The sequence below is a fragment of the Paraburkholderia caffeinitolerans genome, assembly GCF_902859945.1.
Classification (GTDB): domain Bacteria; phylum Pseudomonadota; class Gammaproteobacteria; order Burkholderiales; family Burkholderiaceae; genus Paraburkholderia; species Paraburkholderia caffeinitolerans.
This window is the reverse complement of the sequence record NZ_CADIKL010000007.1, coordinates 169,162-190,146: the sequence shown is the minus strand read 5'-3', so window position 1 is coordinate 190,146 and position 20,985 is coordinate 169,162. Positions and strand designations below refer to the sequence as shown.

The window sequence follows — 20,985 nt, the reverse complement described above, 5'->3', positions numbered from 1 at the left end:
GGTGCCCTCCTCAGCTTTCCGACGTTGCCTTGCGGCGTGACTTCGGCATGTCGGCGAATACCACGCTGCCCTCGTGCTTCGCCCCGAAGAGCGAGCCTTCCGAGACGCCTTCCGAGCACCCGTTGCCGAACGAGAAGCCGCAACTGCCCTTCTCGTTGAACGAGTCCTCGACCATTTCCTTGTGCGACGACGGCACGACGAAGCGGTCCTCGTAGTTCGCGATCGCCATGGTGCGGTACATGTCCTCGACCTGTTCGGCAGTGAGACCGGCACGCTTGAGCAGCGCGTTATCGTTCACGCCGTCCACCGACTGCGTGCGCTTGTACGCGCGCATCGTCAGCATGCGGTTGAGCGCGGAAATCACGGGCTTCTCGTCGCCGGCCGTGAGCAGGTTCGCGAGATAGCGCATGGGAATGCGCAGGCTCGCCACATCGGGAATCACACCGTCCATGCCGATATGGCCCGCGTCCGCGGCCGACTGGATCGGCGAGAGCGGCGGCACGTACCAGACCATCGGCAGCGTGCGGTACTCGGGGTGCAGCGGGAAGGCGATCTTCCACTCGACCGCCATGCGGTACACGGGTGACTTCACGGCCGCGTCGAGCCAGCTTTGCGGCACGCCCTGGCGCAGCGCCTCGGCCTGGATGGCCGGATCGTGCGGATCGAGGAACACGTCCAACTGCGACTGGTACAGGTCCTGCGTCGACTCGACCGAAGCCGCCTCGCTAATACGATCCGCGTCGTAGAGCATCACGCCCAGATAGCGGATGCGGCCCACGCAGGTTTCCGAGCACACCGTCGGCTGACCCGCTTCGATGCGCGGATAGCAGAAGATGCACTTCTCGGCCTTGCCGCTCTTCCAGTTGAAATACATCTTCTTGTACGGGCAGCCCGAGATGCACATCCGCCAGCCGCGGCACTTGTCCTGGTCGACGAGCACGATGCCGTCGTCTTCGCGCTTGTAGACCGAGCCCGAAGGGCACGACGCCACGCACGCCGGGTTCAGGCAGTGCTCGCACAGACGCGGCAGATACATCATGAAGGTGTTCTCGAAGCTCGAGTACATCTCCTTCTGCACGTTCTCGAAGAGCTGGTCGCGGCTGCGCGATTCGAACTCGCCGCCGAGGTCGTCTTCCCAGTTAGGACCCCAATGGATCTTGTCCATCTTCTTGCCGGTGATCACCGAGACGGGGCGCGCCGTGGGCGGCGTTTCCGAGAGACCCGCCTTTTGCAGATGCTCGTAGTCGTAGGTGAACGGCTCGTAGTAATCGTCGATGGCCGGCAGATTCGGGTTGGCGAAGAGGTTGGCCAGCACCTTGAGCTTGGGCCCCTGGCGCGGCTCGAGCTTGCCGTTGGGGTTGCGCATCCAGCCGCCCTTCCACTTCTCCTGGTTTTCCCATTCCTTCGGATAGCCGATGCCAGGCTTCGTCTCGACATTGTTGAACCACGCGTACTCAACGCCGTCGCGCGAAGTCCACACGTTCTTGCACGTGACGGAGCACGTATGGCAGCCGATGCACTTGTCCAGATTCAGGACCATCGCCACCTGAGCGCGAATTTTCATGATGCTGCTCCTTCCTTCATCGGGCCTTCGAGCCACTCGACCTTCTTCATCTTGCGAACGATCACGTACTCATCGCGATTGCTGCCGACCGTGCCGTAGTAGTTGAAGCCGTATGCCAACTGTGCGTAACCGCCGATCATGTGCGTGGGCTTGAGCACTGTGCGCGTGACCGAGTTGTGAATGCCGCCGCGCTTGCCGCTGGTTTCCGCGCCTGGCACGTTGATGATCTTTTCCTGGGCGTGGTACATGAGGCACATTCCGCGCGGCACGCGCTGGCTCACCACGACGCGCGCGGTGAGCGTGCCGTTCACGTTGAACACTTCGACCCAGTCGTTATCGACGAGACCGGCTTCCTTCGCCTCGGCCTCCGAGACCCACACGTGCGGACCGCCGCGCGAGAGCGTGAGCATGCGCAGGTTGTCCGTGTAGGTGGAGTGAATGCCCCACTTCTGGTGCGGCGTGATCCAGTTCAGCACGAGCTCACTCTCGCCGTTCGGCATTGCGCCCAGCATCGGCGCAATCGTCTTGGTGTCGATGGCGGGCTTGTAGTTGCAGAAGCCCTCGCCGAAGTCGAGCATCCAGCGGTGATCCTGATAGAACTGCTGGCGACCCGTGAGCGTGCGCCATGGAATCAGCTCGTGTACGTTCGTGTAGCCGGCGTTGTAGCTCACCTCTTCCGATTCGAGACCCGACCACGTGGGTGCGGAGATGATCTTGCGCGGCTGCGCTTGCACATCGCGGAAGCGGATCTTGTCGTGCTCGCGGCCTTCGGCCAGGTGCGTGTGGTCGCGGCCCGTGATCTTCGAGAGCGCGTCCCACGCCTTCACCGCGACGTGACCGTTGGTTTCGGGCGCGAAGGTGAGAATCATCTCGGCCGCATCGATGGCGGTCTCGAGGCGCGGGCGTCCTGCCGACACGCCTGACCTCGCTTCGCCATGGGTGCCCGTGAGGTGAGCGAGCTCGCCCACTTCATGCTGGGTGTTCCAGTTGATGCCCTTGCCGCCGTTGCCGAGCTTGTCGAGCAGCGGTCCGACCGAGGTGAACTTGTTGTAGATCTCACGGTAGTCGCGCTCCACCACCGTCATCGAGGGCGCGGTCTTGCCCGGAATCAAATCGCATTCGCCGAGGCGCCAGTCCTTCGGTTCGAACGCCTGGCCGAGTTCGCCCGGTGTGTCGTGCATCAGCGGCGTGCAAACGAGGTCGGTACGCGTGCCGAGGTGCTCACCGCCGATCTCCGAGAACTTCTTGGCGATCGCCTTGTAGATCTCCCAGTCGGTCTTGCTTTCCCACAGCGGCTGCACAGCCTCGGAAAGCGGGTGGATGAACGGATGCATGTCGGACGTGTTGAGGTCGTCCTTCTCGTAGAACGTGGCCGTCGGCAGCACGATGTCGCCGTACAGGCACGTGGTGCTCATGCGGAAGTCGAGCACCGTGAGCAGATCGAGCTTGCCCTCGGCCGCCTCGCGCACCTTCACTTCGGATGGCTTGATCGCGTCGGCTTCGTCGCCGAAGAGCGCGTTCTGCGTGCCGAGCAGGTACTTCAGGAAGTACTCGTGACCCTTGCCCGAGCTACCGAGAATATTCGAGCGCCACACGAACATGTTGCGCGGGAAGTTCACCGGATTGTCAGGATCGTCGCAGGCGAAGCTCAATTCGCCGGACTTCAGCTTCTCGACCGTGTACTCCACCGGCGACACGCCCGCGCGCTTGGCGGCGTCCACCACGTCGAGCGGGTTTGCGCCAAGCTGCGGCGCGGAAGGCAGCCAGCCCATGCGCTCGGACTTCGCGTTGAGGTCGAGCATCGAGAGGTTCTTGTAGCGCTTGCGATCGGCGCCCGGCCCGAGGATTTCGTCGAGCTCGACTTTTTCGTGGCGCCACTGGCTCGTGTGGTTGTAGAAGAACGACGTGCCGTTCATCTGGCGCGGCGGGCGCTGCCAGTCGAGCGCGAACGCGAGCGGCGCCCAGCCGAATTGCGGACGCAGCTTTTCCTGCCCCACGTAGTGCGCCCAGCCGCCGCCGCTTTGGCCAATACAGCCGCACATCATCAGCAGATTGATAATGCCGCGGTAAATCATGTCGTTGTGGTACCAGTGATTGAGGGCGGCACCCACGATCACCATGCTCTTGCCATGCGTGCGATCAGCGTTATCGGCGAACTCGCGCGCCACCTGGATCACGAGCTTGCGCGGCACCGTGGTGTGCTTCTCCTGCCACGCGGGCGTGCAGGGCACGTCGTCATCGTAGGAGGACGCCACGTTCGGGCCGCCGAGGCCCTGGTCGACGCCATAGTTGGCCATCTGCAGGTCGTACACGGTCGCAACCAGTGCGCTCGTGCCATCCCCGAGCGCCACACGCTTCGCGGGCACGCGGCGCGCGAGCAGCGCACCATGTTCGCCGCCGAAGTACGGGAAGCTCACTTCGACCACTTCGTCATGCTGATCGATCAGCGAGAGGCGCGGATCGATCTCGCGGCCGCTGCCGCCATCCTTCATTTCGAGGTTCCAGCGGCCCACCTTCTTGCCGTCGTCGTGCTCGCCTTCGCCCCAACGGAAGCCGATCGAGCCGTTCGGCGCGACGATGTCGCCCGTAGCCTCATCGATCGCCAGCGTCTTCCATTGCGGATTGTTCGCTTCGTCGAGATTGCCGGCGAGCTGCGAGGCGCGCAGGAACTGGTCCGGCACCACGGCACCATCGCGTCGGCTAAGCGTGACGAGCAACGGCATGTCGGTGTACTGCTTCACGTAATCGCGGAAATACGCAGATTTGCCATTCGCGTGGAATTCCTTGAGCACCACGTGACCCATCGCGAGCGCAAGCGCCGCATCGGTGCCCTGCTTCGGCGCGAGCCAGATGTCGCCGAACTTCACCATCTCGCCGAAGTCCGACGAAACCGCTACCGTCTTGGTGCCCTTGTAGCGGACCTCGGTGTAGAAGTGGGCGTCGGGCGTGCGCGTTTGCGGCACGTTCGAACCCCACACCATCAAGTACGTGGAGTTGTACCAGTCGGCCGATTCGGGCACGTCGGTCTGCTCGCCCCAGACCTGCGGCGAGGACGGCGGCAAATCGCAATACCAATCGTAGAACGAAAGACACGCGCCGCCGATCAGGCTCAGGTAGCGCGCGCCCGCCGCGTACGAGACCATCGACATGGCGGGAATCGGCGAGAAGCCAACCACGCGGTCAGGGCCGTACTCGCCCACGGTATAGGCGTTGGCCGCGGCGATCATCTCGGTGGCCGTATCCCAGTCGGCGCGCACGAAGCCGCCCTGGCCGCGCGCACGCTTGTAGCGCGCCGCCTTCTCGGGATTTTCGACAATCGAGGCCCACGCCTTGACCGGATCGAGCGTGCGGCGCGCATCGCGCCACATGTCCATCAGGCGGCCGCGAATCATCGGATATTTCACGCGCTGCGCCGAATAGACGTACCAGCTGTACGAGGCGCCACGCGGACACCCGCGCGGCTCATGATTGGGCAAATCGGCGCGCGTGCGCGGGTAGTCGGTCTGCTGCGTTTCCCACGTGATCAGGCCATTCTTCACGTAGACCTTCCACGAGCACGAGCCCGTGCAGTTCACACCGTGGGTCGAGCGCACAATCTTGTCGTGCTGCCAGCGGCTGCGATAGCCGTCTTCCCACTTGCGGTCTTCGTTCACCACCGCGCCGTGACCATTGGAAAAGGTCGACTTCACACGCGACATGAACTTCAACCGGTCCAGAAAGTAACTCATACGATGCTCCGGGACTGCTGATGTTTTGTCATCGACTGCGCCTGCTGTTTCGCGCCGCTTGCACCTCTTGAGCGTGCCGTTTTTGCGTACCGCGAGCAGGCCGTCGGTTTTAGAAAATCACTTTTGAGTATGCCGGGCAGGCGCTTGCCTGCCCATTCATCAGGGGGAGAGTGCGCGAGGCGCATCGGGAGTAGGCCCCTCGCACCCAACTACTCCTAAAGGACTAGTTCGACCAGTGGCCTCAGCACGGCATCGAGGCGTTGCGGCGTGCGTAGAAGAACCACGTCACGAGTGCGCACACCACGTAAAAGCCGATGAAGCACACCAGCGCCATCACGGGCGATCCGGTTATGTCGAGCGAAGTGCCGAAGCTCTTCGGGATGAAGAAGCCGCCATATGCGCCCATCGCGCCGGCGAAGCCGAGCACTGCAGCCGATTCCTTGCTCGCTTCCGCAAGCGCGCTGTGCTGCGCCGGGGCACCCTTGCCCTCGGCCGCACGCTGATGTTGCGTGAGGAAGATCACGGGAATCATGCGGAAGGTCGAGCCATTGCCGATTCCGGTCAGTGCGAACAGCACCACGAACATCGCGAGGAAGCCAGCGAAGCTGCCCTCTGCGCCTCCCAGCGCGCCGCCCGGCAGGAAGGCGATCACGCCCACGACTGCCGCGATCATCGCCACGAAGGTCCAGAGCGTCACGCGCGCGCCGCCCATCTTGTCCGAGATCCAGCCGCCGACTGGACGCGTGAGCGCACCGGCGAGCGGCCCGAGGAACGCCCATGCGGTCGGGTTGATCGCCGGGAATTCAGCCTTGGTCAAGAGCGCGAGACCCGCCGAGAAGCCGATGAACGAACCGAACGTGCCGACATAGAGGAAGCACATGATCCAGTTGTGCGCACGGCGGAAGATCACGGCCTGCTCGCTGAACGAGGCCTTCGCATCGGCGATGTCGTTCATGCCGAACCACGCGGCGAGCGACGAAACGATAATGAGCGGCACCCAGACGAAGCCCGCGTTTTGCAGCCAGATGCTCTGTTCGACGCCGTCCTTCACATACGTCTGGCCGTCGCCGAGCAGGCCCGCGAACACAGCCGTCGTGATCACGATGGGCGTGACGAACTGCACGACCGAGACCCCAAGGTTGCCAATGCCCGCATTCAGGCCCGTGGCGAAACCCTTGCGCGCCTTCGGGAAGAAGAAGCTGATGTTCGCCATTGACGAGCTGAAGTTCGCGCCGCCAAAGCCGCACAGGAGTGCGAGCACGAGCAGCGTGTTATACGACGTGGACGGGTCACGCAGCGCGAAGCCCATGCCGATGGCCGGAACCAGCAGGCTCGCCGTGGAGATCGCGGTGAAGCGGCGGCCGCCGAAGATCGGCACGAGGAACGAATAAAAGATGCGCAGCGTGGCGCCCGAGAGCGCCGGCAGCGCCGTGAGCCAGAACAGCTCGTTCTTGGTGAAGTGGAAACCGCCCTTGTCGAGATTAACGACCGTAACGCTCCACAGCGACCACACGACGAACGCCAGCATCAGCGCGGGAATCGAGATCCAGAGGTTACGGGTGGCGATCTGCTCGCCGGATGCTTCCCAGAACTTGGCGTTCTCGGGCTCCCACTTGGTCAGAAGATATTTGGACATGGTTGTGCTCTTACAGTAGGCGCCGCCCACGCGGCGCAGGAATTCAGCCGGGTTGATCCATTAGTGATGCGAAGTTTCTTTTAACGTGGCAATCTCGCTTTGCTCCTTGCGCTGCAGCACCGCGCGGCCATGCGCGACCGCCTCCGGGCGGAACGAGAAGTGCATGAAGAGCAGGCTGACCACGGTGGCACCGAACATCAGCATGAAGCAGGTGGTCCGCACGCCGGTGAGGTCCACCAGCAGGCCGAACAGGATCGGCAGGATGAAGCCCGCGAGACCGCCGGCAAGGCCTACGACACCGGAAACCGCGCCGATGTTGTCGGTGTACTCGTCGCCGATGAACTTGAAGACCGAGGCCTTGCCCACCGCCATCGCAATACCCACGATGAACATGAGCACCGTGTAGAACACCGGACCGGTGCTGATATGCAGGCTAAGCGGGCCATGCGCGCTGTGAATCACGAAGTCGGTCGGCGGATAGCTCAGCAAGAAGAAGCAGCCGAGCGCGACCCACATCACGGCCCACGTGGTGCGATACGCGCCGTAGCGGTCGGAGAGCCAGCCGCCGATCGCGCGCAGCACGCCGCCGGGCAGCGAGAAGCACGCCGCGAGGAAAGCCGCCTGCTCGATGCCGAAGCCGTACTGGTTCACGTAGTACTGCGGCATCCACAGCGAAAGGCCCACGTAGCCGCCGAACACCACCGAGTAGTACTGGGAATAACGCAGCACGCGCGGGTCGGCGAGCACGCGCATCTGGCTCGCCACACTGGTCGAAGTCGTGACGCGATGCGCGGGATTGCTTGCCGAGAACACCCAGAACAGCAGCGCAGTAACGAGCATCGCAACCGAGTAGACCTTCGGCACGATGGTCCATGAACCCGCGGCGATGATCAGCACCGGCGCGACGAACTTGTTGAGCGCCGCGCCCGAGTTACCTGCGCCGAAGATGCCCATGGCGAAGCCTTGGCGCGACTTCGGGAACCAGCGCGCGACGTAGGGCGTGCCGACAGAGAACGAAGCCCCCGCGAAACCCACGAAAAGACCGAGCACTAGGAATTGCCACAGTTGCGTCGCGTAGGTCACGAGCCAGATCGGCACGACCGTGGCGATCATGGTGAGGAAGAAGACGATGCGGCCGCCAAAGCGGTCCGTCCAGATTCCGAGCGGCACGCGGGCGAGCGATCCGGTGAGCACCGGCATCGCGGCGACAAGGCCGAATTCGGTGTCGGTGAGATGAAGCTGCTGCTTGAGGGGGATGCCCAGGATCGCGAACATCATCCAGACGGCAAAGCAGATCGTGAACGCGAATGTGCTCGAGCCAAGCACGCGCCAGGCGCGGCTGTCTGGTACGGCGTCCGCCTGTGGGGATGGGGCGGCTTTCATGGTGTTTCCTTTTCTTGTCGGACTGACGTAACAAGATTAGGAAGCACCGCACCTCGCGACTATTACCCGCAGGTAGGACGAGACGATCCGCCGCTAGGCCTTAAGGAGTAGTCCGTGGGAGTGGAACGGTGTTGAGGAGGGAGCCGCGAGATGCGGTTACACCGTCTAGCAATAAGAGTAATTCGAAAATCCGTAGCGTGCTTATGGCACGCTACGGCAGGTTGTCGCAGCAACAAATATTCAAGACGACAGCGGATTACCGGAACACCACCGTCTTGTGCCCGTTGAGCACGATGCGATGTTCGACATGCCACTTCACCGCGCGCGCAAGCGTCACGCACTCCACGTCGCGGCCGATCGCCGTGAGCTGGTCCGGCGTCATGTTGTGATCCACGCGCTCGACTTCCTGCTCGATGATCGGGCCTTCGTCGAGATCGGACGTCACATAGTGCGCCGTCGCGCCAATCAGCTTCACGCCGCGGTCGAACGCCTGATAGTAAGGCTTCGCACCCTTGAAGCTCGGCAGGAACGAATGGTGAATATTGATCGCGCGGCCTTCGAGCGCTTTGCACAACTGCGGCGAAAGAATCTGCATGTAGCGCGCGAGCACCACGAGGTCGGCGCCCTCGCCGTTCACCACATCGAGCACGCGCGCTTCCTGCGCGGCCTTGTCCGCCTCGCTGCCGCCGAGCAGCGGGAAGTGATGAAACGGGATGTTGTAGCTCGCCGCGAGTTGATAGAACTCCTTGTGATTCGAGATGATCGCGGGAATCTCGATCGACAACTGGCCGGTGCGGTAGCGGAACAGCAGATCGTTCAGGCAGTGACCGATCTTCGAGACCATGATGACCACGCGCGGCTTCACGTTCGCGTCGTGCAGCTCCCAGCGCATGCCGAACTCATCGGCGAGCGGCGCGAACGCGGCACGCAGACCGTCGAGGCCGGGGTCGCCGCCCACTTGCTGGAAGTGCACGCGCATGAAGAACTCGCCCGTATGGCTGTCGCCGAACTGGGCCGAATCGAGAATGTTGCTGCCGCGCTCGAACAGAAAGCCCGACACGGCATGCACGATGCCCGGCCGGTCGGCGCACGACAGTTTGAGAATGAAGCTGTGATCGGTCGACATGACCCTGGTTACTCCCGTCAATTGCCTGGTGATTCAAAAGGGCTTTGGGCTTCTACAGAAAAACCGGCGCCCTTTCACAGCGTCGGCGGCTCGAAGATCGCGGCAATGCCCTCGCACGCGTCTTCGTCTATCCATTGGCGGCGCAAGAGCAGATCGAGCGTCGCGAGGCTCGCGTCCACCGTCATCTTGCCTTCCTCGATCCAGCGCGCGGCTTCGTCGATGCGCGCGAGGCGGTGCTCGCCGACTTCGCCGTCCTGGTTGTGCGGCGCGAAGTCCGCGGGCAGCAGGAGGTCGTAGACAAAGATCTGCTCGGCCTGGGTACCCTCGGGCAGCGATTGCAGCACGTGCACAGTGCGGCCCGGCCGCGCCTGCGAGGCAAGCTCGGCGGCAATGCCCGCCTCTTCCCAGCATTCCTTCACGAGCGTGGCCTCGATGCCGAAGCCCCAGCCGATGCCGCCCGCCACGACGTTGTCCAGCATGCCGGGGTCGGTCGCCTTGGTTTCGCTACGGCGCGCGATCCACAACTGCGGCGCGCGGGGCGACGCGGAGCCCGCGTATTCTACGACGCCGTTCAAGTGCACCGCGTACGTCATCGTGCCGAAAAACCGCGACGCCGCGCGCTCGATGAACGCGAGCGGCGCTGCGTCGAAGGCATTGCGAATCGCGTAGGTCTCGTTGCGCCAACCGGGGATGCGGCCCTCGGCGGCCAGCGCGCCGATCACGGCGGCGAGCGCCGCGCTGCGCGCCGTCACGCTATCGAACTGCGCAGCGAGCGTAACGCGCGCATCGGCGATCTCGAAGATGTCGGGCCAGCGCGCGAGCAACGCAACGTCGCCGTGGCGAATCCAGCCCACGCGTTCGTCGCCGAAGAAAAACGGCAGATGCGCGCTCGCGTCGAAACGGCGCGCGTCGGTGATGCAAGGCAAGGTCATCTCGTGGAGCTCCGGGCGTCGCGCGCGAACATCAGTCGCGCAGCGCGACGCGAATGCCGATGGCGATGAAGGTGAGTCCCGCGAGCCGGTCGAGCCACAAACCCGCGCGCGGCCGGCGCTTGAGCCAGCCGCCTATGGTGCCCGCGCACAGGCCGAACAGCGAGAACACCACAACGGTCTGCGCCATGAACACGAGACCGAGTTCGAGCATCTGCAGCGTGACGCTCTGCGCGCCATGCGTATCGACGAATTGCGGCAGGAACACAACGAAGAACAGCGTCACCTTAGGATTCATCACGTTGCCGAGCACGCTCTGGCGAAAAATCGTGGAAAGCGGCTGGCGCGGCCGGTCGCCCGCGGCGGCGAGCCCCTGGCTCCTGAGCGCCTTCACGCCGATCCAGACGAGGTACGCGGCGCCCGCGAGCTTGAGGATCTGGAACGCGAGCGGCGACGAGCGCAGCACCGCGGCAATGCCGAGCGCGGCAAGCGTGGTGTGGAACGTCACGCCCGCGGCAAAGCCGAGCGCGGCCACGAGGCCCGCGGCGCGGCCCTGCGAGATGCCGCGCGCGAGCACTTGCAGGTTGTCGGGGCCGGGCGCGAAGGTGATCGCGAGCGAGGTGGCGAGAAAGAGCGCGAAGTTGGGCATGGGCTCAGTCCATTGGGGGAGTCAGTGTCGGCTCAGTGGCAACCTGATGGGCGCTTAATGGCCACTTAATGACCACCAAACGTGGTCACGGTGAAGAGCGGCAAGCCCGCTTCGGTGAGCAGCTTCGAGCCGCCCAGGTCCGGCAGGTCGATGATCGCCGCGCCCTCCACCACCGTCGCGCCGAGGCGCTCGAGCAGCAGCTTGCCCGCGAGCATAGTGCCGCCCGTGGCGATCAGGTCGTCGACGATCACCACGCGATCGCCCTTTGCGCAGGCATCTTCATGAAGCTCGACGGTCGATTCGCCATATTCGAGCTTGTAGGTTTCCGAGACGGTCTTGTACGGCAGCTTGCCGATCTTGCGGATCGGAATGAAGCCCACGTTCAGTTCGTACGCGACGATCGGCCCGATGATGAAGCCGCGCGCGTCGAGCCCCGCCACGTAATCGAGCTTGGCATCGACGTAACGCTCCACGAACAGGTCGATCAGCACGCGCAAGCCCTTCGGGTCGCCAATGAGTGGCGTGATATCGCGGAATTGCACTCCCGGCTGAGGCCAGTCGGGCACCGTGCGGATCAGGCTGTTGACGAACCGTGAGGCTTCGGCGCTCGCGTTCGCAGGTGCGTTGGACATGATTGCTCCGGGTGATGACAAGAATAGAGAAGCGGGTTCGGATAATCGGGACGGAACCCTGAAAATACAGCGTCCCCAATCGCGGTATTGCGTGCAGGCGCTGCGCCGGTGGACGACGCGGGCCTGCGCTCAGGCCGCCGCGCTCGCGCCGGCGGCGCCCGCCTTGCGGTGGCGCGAGAGGAGTTCCTCGGCTTGCGCCAGTTGCTCGGGCAGGCCGCGCAGCACGACGATGTCGGCTTCGCGCAGCTTCGTCGACGGGTCGGGCTCCACGCCGCGAATGCCGTGCCGGCGGATCGCCGTCACCTCCACGCCGAGGTCGAACAGCCCCAGATCGGCGAGCGTGCGGCCCACCGCCTCGGCGCGCGCGTCGACCGGTACGGATTGTAGCCGCACCTGCTCGTGACCGTCCTCGCCCACATCGTCGGTGCCGTGGAAGTAGCCGCGCAGCAGGCTGTAGCGCTCGTCGCGCATTTCTTCCACGCGCCGCACCACGCGACGCATCGGCACGCCCATCACCACCAGCATGTGCGAGGCGAGCATCAGGCTGCCCTCCACGATCTCGGGAATCACCTCGGTCGCGCCGGCCGCGAGCAGGCGCTCGAGATCGGCATCGTCCACGGTGCGCACGATCACGGGCAAGGTGGGTTCCAGTTCGTGAATGTGGTGCAGCACGCGCAGCGCGGACTGCGTGTTCGCGTAGGTGATCGCCACCGCCGCCGCACGGTGAATGCCCGCCGCCGCCAGCGACTCGCGCCGCGCCGCATCGCCGAACACCACCGACTCGCCCGCCGCCGCAGCAGCAGACACGCGGTCGGGATCGAGGTCGAGCGCCACATACGAAAGCCCTTCGTGTTCGAGCATGCGCGCAAGGTTCTGCCCCGCGCGGCCGTAGCCGCACACGATCACGTGGCCGCTCTGCTTGATGCTCTGCGTGGCGATGCGCGTCATCATCAGCGACTGTTGCATCCATTCCGTCGACGACAGGCGCAACACAATGCGGTCGGCGTTCTGGATCAGGAACGGCGCGGCGAGCATCGAGAGCAGCATCGCGGCGAGAATCGCCTGAAGCAGCGTGGGATCGACGAGATGCTTGTCCAGAATGAGGTTCAGCATCACGAAGCCGAATTCGCCGGCCTGCGCAAGACCGAGGCCGGTGCGCATCGCCACGCCCGGCGAAGCGCCGAAGAGGCGCGTGAGCGCCGTGATGGTAACGGCCTTGAGCACGACCGGCCCGATCACGAACGCGGCCACCATGAACGGGTGCTGCCAGATCACGAGCGGATTGAGCAGCATGCCCGTGGTCACGAAGAAGAGCCCGAGCAGCACATCGCGAAACGGCTTGATGTCCTCTTCCACCTGATGCTTGTACGGCGTCTCGGCGATCAGCATGCCCGCGATGAACGCGCCGAGCGCGAGCGAAAGGCCGAATTTATCGGTGATGAACGCCGCGCCCAGCGTGACGAGCAGCACGTTGAGCACGAACAGTTCCTGCGAGCGGCGCCGCGCGACCACGTTGAACCAGCGCGTCATGAACTTCTGCCCGACGATGAGCAGAATGCCGAGCGCGAGCACGATCTTGATGGCGGCCATGCCGAGCGACTCGACGAGCGACGCCGATGAACCGCCGAACGCCGCGATCACGATGAGCAGCGGCACCACGGCGAGATCCTGGAACAGCAGCACGCCGAGAATGTTGCGGCCATGCTCGGACTCGATCTCCAGACGCTCCGCCAGCATCTTGCTCACAATGGCCGTAGACGACATGGCGAGCGCGCCGCCGAGCGCGACACAGGCCTGCCAGGTGATGTGCACCCACGGCGCGAGCACGAGCCCGACCAGCAGCGCGACCACGATCGTGCCCACCACCTGCGAGAGCCCGAGGCCGAACACGGCCCGCCGCATGGTGCGCAACTTCGAGAGCGAGAATTCGAGGCCGATCGAGAACATCAGGAACACGACGCCGAACTCGGCCAGATTCTTCGCCCCCGCTGTGTCCGGCACGATGCCGAGCGCGCGCGGGCCGACCAGGATGCCAACCGTGAGATAGCCGAGCATCGGCGGCAAGTTCAGATAACGGAACAGCACGACGCCAACCACCGAGGCGAGCAGCAGAAACAACGTCATTTCCAGCGGCGAAATCATCGTGTGAGGCGTCCTCGTTCAAAACGTTGCCAACGCGTCATACAGGCGTGCGTTGCCGGCGATACAAATTTTGCCTGCGCCGGTCGGGTCAATGATCGGCGCAAATCGGGATCTATGGGAAGTACTGCGGAAGAGGGGCGCAATGGCGGCAAAAAGCCGGCGCTTTCGCGCTGAGAGCGCCGGCGCGGCGCCCATACGCCTTTGCTATACTCCGCGAATGATAGCGAAAATCAATGGTGATCGGGCGCTGACGCTCGCTCGCGACGTGCTTGACATCGAAGCCGACGCCGTGCGCGGACTTCGCGACCGGCTCGACGACAACTTCGTCGGCGCGGTCGATCTCATCCTCAGTTGCCGCGGACGCGTGGTTGTCTCCGGCATCGGCAAATCGGGCCACATTGCCCGCAAACTCGCGGCCACCCTCGCCTCCACCGGCACGCCGGCGTTCTTCGTGCATCCCGCCGAAGCGAGCCACGGCGACCTCGGCATGGTGACCGCCGACGACGTCTTCATCGGCCTGTCCAACTCCGGCGAATCGGAAGAGCTGGTCGCCATCCTGCCGCTCGTCAAGCGCATCGGCGCGAAGCTCATCGGCATGACGGGCAACCGCCCGCAGTCCACGCTCGGCCGGCTTAGCGATGTGCATCTGGACGCCGGCGTCGCGAAAGAAGCCTGTCCGCTGAATCTCGCGCCCACGGCCAGCACCACGGCGGCGCTCGCGCTTTCCGACGCGCTCGCGGTCGCGGTGCTCGACGCGCGCGGCTTCGGCGCCGACGACTTCGCGCGCTCCCACCCCGGCGGCGCACTCGGCCGGCGTCTGCTCACCTACGTGCGCGACGTGATGCGCACGGGCGACGCCATCCCAAAGGTGCGCGAGGACGCCACGGTGCGCGACGCTCTTATTCAACTCACCGCCAGGCGCATGGGCATGACCGCCATCGTCGATGAAGAAGACCGCGTGGCCGGCATCTTCACCGACGGCGACCTGCGCCGCGTGCTCGAACGCACTGGCGATTTCCGCGACCTGCCGATCGCCCAGGTGATGACGAAGGGCCCGCGCACAATCGGTCCCGACCAACTCGCGGTGCAAGCCGTGGAACTGATGGAGCGCCATCGCATCAATCAGATGCTGGTGGTGAACGCCGAGGGCACTCTCATCGGCGCGCTCAACATGCACGACCTGTTCTCCAAGAAGGTGATCTGATGAATGCGGCCCCCGGGCTTGACGCGACCGCGCGCGCCGCGCGCGTGCGCTTGATGATTTTCGACGTCGATGGCGTGCTCACCGACGGCGGCCTGCTGTTCACGGGCGCGGGCGACACCATGAAAGGCTTCAACTCGCTCGACGGCCACGGTGTGAAGCTCTTGCGCGAAGCCGGCATCGACACCGCCATCATCACCGGGCGCCGCTCGGAGATCGTCGCCGTGCGCGCGAAGGAGATGCGCATCACGCATCTGTATCAGGGTGTCGAGGACAAGCGCGTCGCGTTCGAAGCGCTGCTCGCCGAAACCGGCGTCACGCGCGAGCAGTGCGGCTATATGGGCGACGACTGGCCCGACCTGGGCGTGATGCTCCAGTGCGGCTTTGGCGCGGCGCCCGCGAACGCGCATCCGGACGTGCTCGCGCGCGCTCACTGGGTCACGGATAAAACCGGCGGCCACGGCGCCGCGCGCGAAGTCGCCGACCTGATCCTGCGCGCCCAGGGCCATTACGACGCCATGCTCACGGCGGCCTGCGCCCCGCTCGCAGCGCAGGCGCGCGTGGGGTCCCAATGAACCAGCAGAAGTTTCGCCTCACCTCGCTCGTGCCGGTGATCTGCGTGGCGGTGCTCGCCGGCTTCACGTGGTGGCTGATCCAGGCCGTCAAACCGCGCGAGAACGAAGCCGCGCCGCGCCCGCTTACGCACACACCCGACTATTTCGCCGACAACTTCTCGGTCTCCGAACTCGACCAGTCGGGCTCCACGCAATACCGCCTCACCGCCCAACACATGGTGCATTACGAGGACGACTCGAACAGCGACCTCACGATGCCGGCGGTGCGCGCGTTCCAGCCCGGCAAGCCGGTGGTCACGGCAACCGGCAAGCGCGGCACGGTCAACGGCGACGCATCGATCGTCGACCTGTACGACAACGCACGCATCCTGCGCGCAGCCGGTCCTGGCGACCCCGACATGCAGGCTGATTCCGAGCATTTCCGCGTGCTCGTGAACGACGATGTGATCCTGACCGAAAAGCCGGTTAAACTTCGTCGCGGCCAGTCGGTCATGACGGCCACCAGCGGCATGAACTACAACAACGTCACCCGGGTCATCCAGCTCTTCGGCAATGTCCGCGGCGCGATCGCCCCGGCTGATTCCGGCGGCTCGTCCTGATCCCCGGGCCGTCCACCCAAGGCACGACTGCATGAACGATTCGCTTCCACGACCTTTGTCCGGCCGCCCGCACGCGCAGGGCTGGCGCCGCGCTGCGTTCGCGACGCTGGCCGCGCTTGCGACCGCGCTGCCGCTCGCGTGCATCGCGCCCGCCGCGCACGCCGAGCGCGCCGACAAGGACAAACCGCTCAACATCGAAGCGGACAACATGACGTACGACGATCTGAAGCAACAGACCGTCTTTACCGGCCACGTCGTCGCCACGAAGGGCACGATCATGATCAAGGCCGACAAGCTCGTCGTCACGCAAGACCCGCAGGGCTATCAGTACGCCACCGGCACGGTGGCGCCGGGCACGCCTGAAGCCAACCTCGCCTACTTCCGCCAGAAGCGCGAGGGCATCGACGAATACGTCGACGGCACCGCCGAGCGCATCGACTACGACGGCAAGCAGGATCTCACCACGCTCACCACGCGCGCGACGGTACGCCGCCTGCAGGGCCTCTCGACGGTGATGGACACAGTCCACGGCAGCGTCGTCACCTATGACGGCCAGAACGACTTCTACACCGCCAAGGCGGGCTCGGACGTCGCCGGCCCCGGCAATCCGAAGGGCCGCGTGCGCGCGATGCTCTCGCCGCGCAACGGCGGCGCGCAGCCGCTCTCCGGCGGCCCGGCCACGCTCGCGCCCTCCACGACACTCAAGGGAGCGCCGCAACAGTGAACACCGCCACCGTCTCCCCCATCCATCAGCGCACGGCCGCGGGCAAGACGAGTTCGCTCGTCGTGCGCAACCTCAAGAAGCGCTATGGCTCGCGCACCGTCGTCAAGGACGTCTCGCTCGACGTGAAAAGCGGCGAAGTGGTCGGACTGCTCGGGCCCAACGGCGCGGGCAAGACCACGTCGTTCTATATGATCGTCGGCCTCGTGCCGCTCGACGCGGGCGAGATCGACCTGGACGGCGAGTCCATCAGCCTTTTGCCGATCCACAAGCGCGCGGCGCTCGGCCTTTCGTATCTGCCGCAGGAAGCGTCGGTGTTCCGCAAGCTCACCGTGGAGGAGAACATCCGCGCGGTGCTGGAACTGCAGACCGACGAGCACGGCAAGCGTCTTTCGAAGGACACCATCGCCACGCGCTCGGACGCGCTCCTCGACGAACTCCAGATCGCGCACCTGCGCGACAATCCGGCGCTCTCGCTTTCGGGCGGCGAGCGCCGCCGCGTGGAAATCGCACGCGCGCTAGCAACCGATCCGAGCTTCATCCTGCTCGACGAGCCGTTTGCGGGCGTCGACCCGATCGCCGTGCTGGAAATCCAGAAGATCGTGAAGTTCCTGAAGCAGCGCAACATCGGCGTGCTGATCACGGACCACAACGTGCGCGAGACGCTCGGCATCTGCGACCACGCGTACATCATCAGCGACGGCAGTGTGCTCGCCGCCGGCGCCCCCGGCGAGATCATCGAGAACGAAAACGTTCGCCGCGTCTATCTCGGCGAACATTTCCGCATGTAACACGCCGGACCGGGGCGCGCCAGACACCCTGCGCGCCCAGGACACCGCTCGCCACACCCGAGGCGAGCAAGGCAGCCAGGCGCGGCCGGCCAGGCGCCACCCGCCGCGCCCCTCATTCCCCCGAGTTTTCCGTTGTGCTTGCCCGCTGGCGCCGGCCCCAGTCCGCCCAGTGAAGCTCATGCGCCGCGCATCGCGCGAGGCGTGCGCGCGAGCATCTCACGCTCTTGTTTGCGCACCAAATTCGCGCTTGCAGCCGCCCTGCGCACTCCGCCATAGCACGCGCGTTTTCGCGTATGTCGCGTGGTATCGCGAGCGTGGCAAACTCTTTACAATGAATCGCACACTGCCATGAAAGCCAGCCTCCAACTCCGCCTCTCGCAGCATCTTGCGCTCACTCCTCAGCTACAACAGTCGATCCGGCTGCTGCAGCTGTCGACGCTCGAACTGCAACAGGAGGTCGCCACGGCGATCGCGCAGAACCCGTTGCTCGAGAACGAGGACGACTGGATCGCCAGCCCGCTGCGTGTGGCGGCGGACGGCTCGGTCATCGCCCAGTCGCCGGCGCCCTCGGGCGCCGAGCCGATGCAGGGCATGGGCAACGGCGCAAGCTCGTCCGCCAGCAGCAACGATAGCGGCGAAGGCGAGCCCCGGGGCGTGGACGAGTACGACGGCCTCGGCGGCGATTCGAATGGCGAGGCAAGCCAGTGGAACCTCGACGACTATGGCCGCTCCGGCAACGCCTCCGACGATGACGACCTGCCGCCGCTGCAAATTCACGAATCGACCACCACGCTGCGCGATCATCTGATGGCGCAGTTGCGCGAGACCAATGCGAGTCTGCGCGACCGCGCACTCATTACGTTCCTGATCGAATCACTCGACGAAGACGGCTATCTCTCGACGACCTGCGACGAGATTCTTGCCGATATCCCCGAAGAGCTGGAAGTCGACGCCGACGAGCTGAACGCGGCGCTCGCGCTGCTGCACAGCTTCGACCCGGCGGGCGTAGGTGCGCGCTCGGCATCGGAGTGCCTGAAGCTCCAATTGCTTCGCGTCATTTCGTCGCCCACACGTACGCTCGCGCTCGAGATCGTGTCGAACCACCTGGAACTGCTCGCTGCGCGCGATTTCACGCGTTTGCGCAAGCAATTGAAGACCGGCGACGACGAATTGCGCGAGGCGCACACACTGATCCGCTCGCTCGAACCGTTTCCGGGCGCGGCGTACGGCAAGGCCGAAGCTGACTACGTGGTGCCGGACATCTTCGTGAAGAAGGTTGGCCAGAACTGGCACGCCGAACTCAATCCGGAAGTGGTGCCTAAACTGCGCATCAACCACCTGTACGCCAACATCCTGCGCAACAACCGGGGGGACCCGGGTAGTGGGTCGCTGCGCCAGCAGTTGCAAGAAGCGCGCTGGCTCATCAAGAACATCCAGCAGCGCTTCGAGACAATCCTGCGCGTCGCGCAGGCGATCGTCGAGCGCCAGAAGAACTATTTCGTGCATGGCGAGATTGCCATGCGCCCCTTGGTTTTGAGGGAGATTGCTGATACGCTGGGCCTACACGAATCAACTGTCTCGCGTGTGACAACCGGTAAATACATGCTGACTCCATTCGGGACACTTGAATTTAAGTACTTCTTCGGATCGCATGTTTCAACGGACACGGGAGGCGCAGCATCGTCTACCGCCATTCGTGCCCTCATCAAGCAACTCATAGGAGCCGAGAACACCAAATCCCCTCTTTCGGACAGCCGCATAGCCGAACTGTTGGCGGAACAGGGTTTTGTGGTCGCGCGACGCACTGTCGCGAAGTACCGCGAGGCGCTGAAGATCCCAGCGGTTAATCTGCGCAAGTCTCTTTAAGCCTGTTCCGGTCTTTGCGGAATGGGCATTTTCCGGCCGCGGCGCCAGTTGGCGGAGATGGCCGGTCGAACTTGCCCCCTCGTGGCGGCCTTTCGGGGAGCCGCACGACCTGGGCGAGTCAGTCGACCGACACAGCCGCGCTTCACGCGCCACGCGGCCAATAGCCTGGAGAAGCACTATGAATCTGAAGATCAGTGGACACCATCTCGAAGTAACGCCAGCGTTGCGAGAATACGTGATCACCAAACTGGACAGGGTGCTAAGACATTTCGATCAGGTCATCGATGGCAATGTGGTCCTCTCGGTCGACAACTATAAGGAAAAGGACAAGAGACAGAAGGTTGAAGTGAACCTTCATCTGAAAGGCAAGGATATCTTTGTGGAGAGCGCGAACGGCGACATGTACGCCGCCATCGATCTCTTGGTCGACAAACTCGACCGTCAGGTCGTGCGCCACAAGGACCGCCTGCAAGGGCATCAGCACGAATCGCTCAAGTATCAGCCGGCCGCCCCGATCGAAGTTCCGCCGCAATAACACCGTGAACATCCGGAGTTGATTCACCCCCGATTGCTGGCGTGAGCGAATGCGCGAAATCTGGTCTCGACCGGATCTCGAGCAGGCCGCAAACGAAGCCGCCCTCGCAGGGCGGCTTTTTCGTGGATCTTCCTGTGAGCAGAATCCGTATGTCCGGCATCGAACGGTGCTTGAGAGTGCAACCGCGCAACAATGGTTGCGCCGATGCATGGCGCATCGCACCATCGGCCAGTACGGTTGTTCTATAATGGTCCAGTCACTTTCGGGGTAATACGTCCCCACGGTCCCGGCATCGCGCTGGTCGTGCCAGGCGAGGTGCCGGCTGCGCAGGGTTTCTCCTGCGCGCAACGGCGTGTCGCCTCGCGCATCAGTTGCGCCGATTGTCGGGGTGAGGAGCATTCAGGCCACGTTTTCGCCTGCCAACATGAATCGTTTAGCCAAAATACTTCCCATCGAGAACGTCGTCGTCGGTCTGTCCGTTACCAGCAAGAAGCGCGTCTTCGAACAAGCTGGCCTGATCTTCGAAAACCAGAACGGCATTGCCCGCAGCACGGTTACCGACAATCTGTTCGCACGCGAGCGCCTCGGCTCCACTGGCCTTGGTGAAGGCGTGGCCATTCCGCACGGACGTATCAAGGGCCTGAAGCAGCCGCTCGCGGCCTTCGTGCGGCTTGCCGAGCCGATTCCCTTCGAAGCGCCCGACGGCCAGCCCGTGTCGCTCCTCATTTTTCTGCTCGTGCCGGAACAGGCCACGCAGCAGCACCTTGAAATTCTGTCCGAGATCGCCCAACTGCTGTCGGATCGCGAAACACGCGAACGGCTGCATACTGAGGAAGATCGCGAAACGTTGCATCGTCTGCTCACCCAGTGGCAACCTTGATGTAACGCGCGGCTTTTTGCGCACTTGG

Annotated in this window: 17 protein-coding genes; 8 read left to right on the top strand and 9 right to left on the bottom strand. The window is 64.2% G+C overall.

Translation table 11 applies throughout. The annotated features are described in order from the left end of the window. Nucleotides 1-10: 10 nt before the first annotated feature. From narH to HV773_RS09500, 9 genes are all read right to left on the bottom strand, one after another. Complete coding sequence (gene narH, locus HV773_RS09540; protein WP_129561118.1) at nucleotides 11-1,564, bottom strand: nitrate reductase subunit beta; 1,554 nt, start codon at nucleotides 1,562-1,564, stop codon at nucleotides 11-13. Then, nucleotides 1,561-5,292, bottom strand: a complete 3,732-nt coding sequence (locus HV773_RS09535) for a nitrate reductase subunit alpha (protein WP_129561117.1) — start codon at nucleotides 5,290-5,292, stop codon at nucleotides 1,561-1,563. Before HV773_RS09535 ends, narH begins: the two co-directional genes overlap by 4 nt. 241 nt (nucleotides 5,293-5,533) lie before the next feature. After that, nucleotides 5,534-6,928 carry a NarK family nitrate/nitrite MFS transporter gene (locus tag HV773_RS09530; protein WP_129561116.1) on the bottom strand — a complete coding sequence of 465 codons (1,395 nt, stop codon included), beginning with the start codon at nucleotides 6,926-6,928 and terminating at the stop codon, nucleotides 5,534-5,536. Nucleotides 6,929-6,988: 60 nt separating this feature from the next. Beyond that, complete coding sequence (locus HV773_RS09525; protein WP_129561115.1) at nucleotides 6,989-8,311, bottom strand: MFS transporter; 1,323 nt, start codon at nucleotides 8,309-8,311, stop codon at nucleotides 6,989-6,991. A 256-nt stretch (nucleotides 8,312-8,567) separates the two neighbouring features. Further along, on the bottom strand, nucleotides 8,568-9,437 hold the full coding sequence (gene purU, locus HV773_RS09520) for a formyltetrahydrofolate deformylase (protein WP_129561114.1): 870 nt from the start codon (nucleotides 9,435-9,437) through the stop codon (nucleotides 8,568-8,570). Between the two features lie 74 nt (nucleotides 9,438-9,511). Beyond that, complete coding sequence (locus HV773_RS09515; protein WP_129561113.1) at nucleotides 9,512-10,369, bottom strand: NUDIX hydrolase; 858 nt, start codon at nucleotides 10,367-10,369, stop codon at nucleotides 9,512-9,514. Between the two features lie 31 nt (nucleotides 10,370-10,400). After that, nucleotides 10,401-11,015 (bottom strand): LysE family translocator, encoded by a 615-nt coding sequence (locus tag HV773_RS09510; protein ID WP_129561112.1) that lies wholly within the window; start codon nucleotides 11,013-11,015, stop codon nucleotides 10,401-10,403. Nucleotides 11,016-11,080: 65 nt separating this feature from the next. After that, nucleotides 11,081-11,647: an adenine phosphoribosyltransferase gene (locus HV773_RS09505; protein ID WP_129561111.1), complete on the bottom strand. Its 567-nt coding sequence runs from the start codon at nucleotides 11,645-11,647 to the stop codon at nucleotides 11,081-11,083. A gap of 129 nt (nucleotides 11,648-11,776) precedes the next feature. Then, complete coding sequence (locus HV773_RS09500; protein ID WP_129561110.1) at nucleotides 11,777-13,789, bottom strand: monovalent cation:proton antiporter family protein; 2,013 nt, start codon at nucleotides 13,787-13,789, stop codon at nucleotides 11,777-11,779. Between the two features lie 217 nt (nucleotides 13,790-14,006). On the opposite strand from HV773_RS09500, the gene kdsD reads away from it, so the two are divergent. The 8 genes from kdsD to ptsN all read left to right on the top strand — a co-directional run bounded on the left by kdsD (nucleotide 14,007) and on the right by ptsN (nucleotide 20,957). Beyond that, entirely contained in the window at nucleotides 14,007-14,993 is a 987-nt protein-coding gene (kdsD, locus tag HV773_RS09495) for an arabinose 5-phosphate isomerase KdsD (protein ID WP_129561109.1), read from the top strand. Next, nucleotides 14,993-15,565 carry a KdsC family phosphatase gene (locus HV773_RS09490; protein ID WP_129561108.1) on the top strand — a complete coding sequence of 191 codons (573 nt, stop codon included), beginning with the start codon at nucleotides 14,993-14,995 and terminating at the stop codon, nucleotides 15,563-15,565. Before kdsD ends, HV773_RS09490 begins: the two co-directional genes overlap by 1 nt. Beyond that, nucleotides 15,562-16,164 carry an LPS export ABC transporter periplasmic protein LptC gene (gene lptC / locus HV773_RS09485; RefSeq protein WP_129561107.1) on the top strand — a complete coding sequence of 201 codons (603 nt, stop codon included), beginning with the start codon at nucleotides 15,562-15,564 and terminating at the stop codon, nucleotides 16,162-16,164. Before HV773_RS09490 ends, lptC begins: the two co-directional genes overlap by 4 nt. Nucleotides 16,165-16,195: 31 nt before the next feature. After that, nucleotides 16,196-16,888 carry a lipopolysaccharide transport periplasmic protein LptA gene (gene lptA / locus HV773_RS09480; protein ID WP_129561106.1) on the top strand — a complete coding sequence of 231 codons (693 nt, stop codon included), beginning with the start codon at nucleotides 16,196-16,198 and terminating at the stop codon, nucleotides 16,886-16,888. Nucleotides 16,889-16,908: 20 nt separating this feature from the next. Next, entirely contained in the window at nucleotides 16,909-17,676 is a 768-nt protein-coding gene (gene lptB, locus HV773_RS09475) for an LPS export ABC transporter ATP-binding protein (protein ID WP_129563264.1), read from the top strand. Between the two features lie 348 nt (nucleotides 17,677-18,024). Continuing rightward, complete coding sequence (locus tag HV773_RS09470; protein WP_129561105.1) at nucleotides 18,025-19,542, top strand: RNA polymerase factor sigma-54; 1,518 nt, start codon at nucleotides 18,025-18,027, stop codon at nucleotides 19,540-19,542. A gap of 178 nt (nucleotides 19,543-19,720) precedes the next feature. Then, the gene (hpf, locus tag HV773_RS09465) at nucleotides 19,721-20,077 is read left to right on the top strand and encodes a ribosome hibernation-promoting factor, HPF/YfiA family (RefSeq protein ID WP_129561104.1); all 357 of its coding nucleotides are present in this window, start codon (nucleotides 19,721-19,723) and stop codon (nucleotides 20,075-20,077) included. 424 nt (nucleotides 20,078-20,501) lie between these two features. Then, entirely contained in the window at nucleotides 20,502-20,957 is a 456-nt protein-coding gene (ptsN, locus tag HV773_RS09460) for a PTS IIA-like nitrogen regulatory protein PtsN (RefSeq protein ID WP_174220076.1), read from the top strand. Nucleotides 20,958-20,985: the final 28 nt, after the last annotated feature.

What these genes read in the sequence shown, in the direction of transcription:
- HV773_RS09515 (WP_129561113.1), bottom strand. Translation starts at nt 10,369, where the DNA reads ATGACCTTGCCTTGCATCACCGACGCGCGCCGTTTCGACGCGAGCGCG.
- HV773_RS09530 (WP_129561116.1), bottom strand. Translation starts at nt 6,928, where the DNA reads ATGTCCAAATATCTTCTGACCAAGTGGGAGCCCGAGAACGCCAAGTTC.
- HV773_RS09490 (WP_129561108.1), top strand. Translation starts at nt 14,993, where the DNA reads ATGAATGCGGCCCCCGGGCTTGACGCGACCGCGCGCGCCGCGCGCGTG.
- lptC (WP_129561107.1), top strand. Translation starts at nt 15,562, where the DNA reads ATGAACCAGCAGAAGTTTCGCCTCACCTCGCTCGTGCCGGTGATCTGC.
- HV773_RS09470 (WP_129561105.1), top strand. Translation starts at nt 18,025, where the DNA reads ATGAAAGCCAGCCTCCAACTCCGCCTCTCGCAGCATCTTGCGCTCACT.
- kdsD (WP_129561109.1), top strand. Translation starts at nt 14,007, where the DNA reads ATGATAGCGAAAATCAATGGTGATCGGGCGCTGACGCTCGCTCGCGAC.
- HV773_RS09535 (WP_129561117.1), bottom strand. Translation starts at nt 5,292, where the DNA reads ATGAGTTACTTTCTGGACCGGTTGAAGTTCATGTCGCGTGTGAAGTCG.
- lptA (WP_129561106.1), top strand. Translation starts at nt 16,196, where the DNA reads ATGAACGATTCGCTTCCACGACCTTTGTCCGGCCGCCCGCACGCGCAG.
- ptsN (WP_174220076.1), top strand. Translation starts at nt 20,502, where the DNA reads ATGAATCGTTTAGCCAAAATACTTCCCATCGAGAACGTCGTCGTCGGT.
- HV773_RS09525 (WP_129561115.1), bottom strand. Translation starts at nt 8,311, where the DNA reads ATGAAAGCCGCCCCATCCCCACAGGCGGACGCCGTACCAGACAGCCGC.
- HV773_RS09505 (WP_129561111.1), bottom strand. Translation starts at nt 11,647, where the DNA reads ATGTCCAACGCACCTGCGAACGCGAGCGCCGAAGCCTCACGGTTCGTC.
- purU (WP_129561114.1), bottom strand. Translation starts at nt 9,437, where the DNA reads ATGTCGACCGATCACAGCTTCATTCTCAAACTGTCGTGCGCCGACCGG.
- hpf (WP_129561104.1), top strand. Translation starts at nt 19,721, where the DNA reads ATGAATCTGAAGATCAGTGGACACCATCTCGAAGTAACGCCAGCGTTG.
- HV773_RS09500 (WP_129561110.1), bottom strand. Translation starts at nt 13,789, where the DNA reads ATGATTTCGCCGCTGGAAATGACGTTGTTTCTGCTGCTCGCCTCGGTG.
- HV773_RS09510 (WP_129561112.1), bottom strand. Translation starts at nt 11,015, where the DNA reads ATGCCCAACTTCGCGCTCTTTCTCGCCACCTCGCTCGCGATCACCTTC.
- narH (WP_129561118.1), bottom strand. Translation starts at nt 1,564, where the DNA reads ATGAAAATTCGCGCTCAGGTGGCGATGGTCCTGAATCTGGACAAGTGC.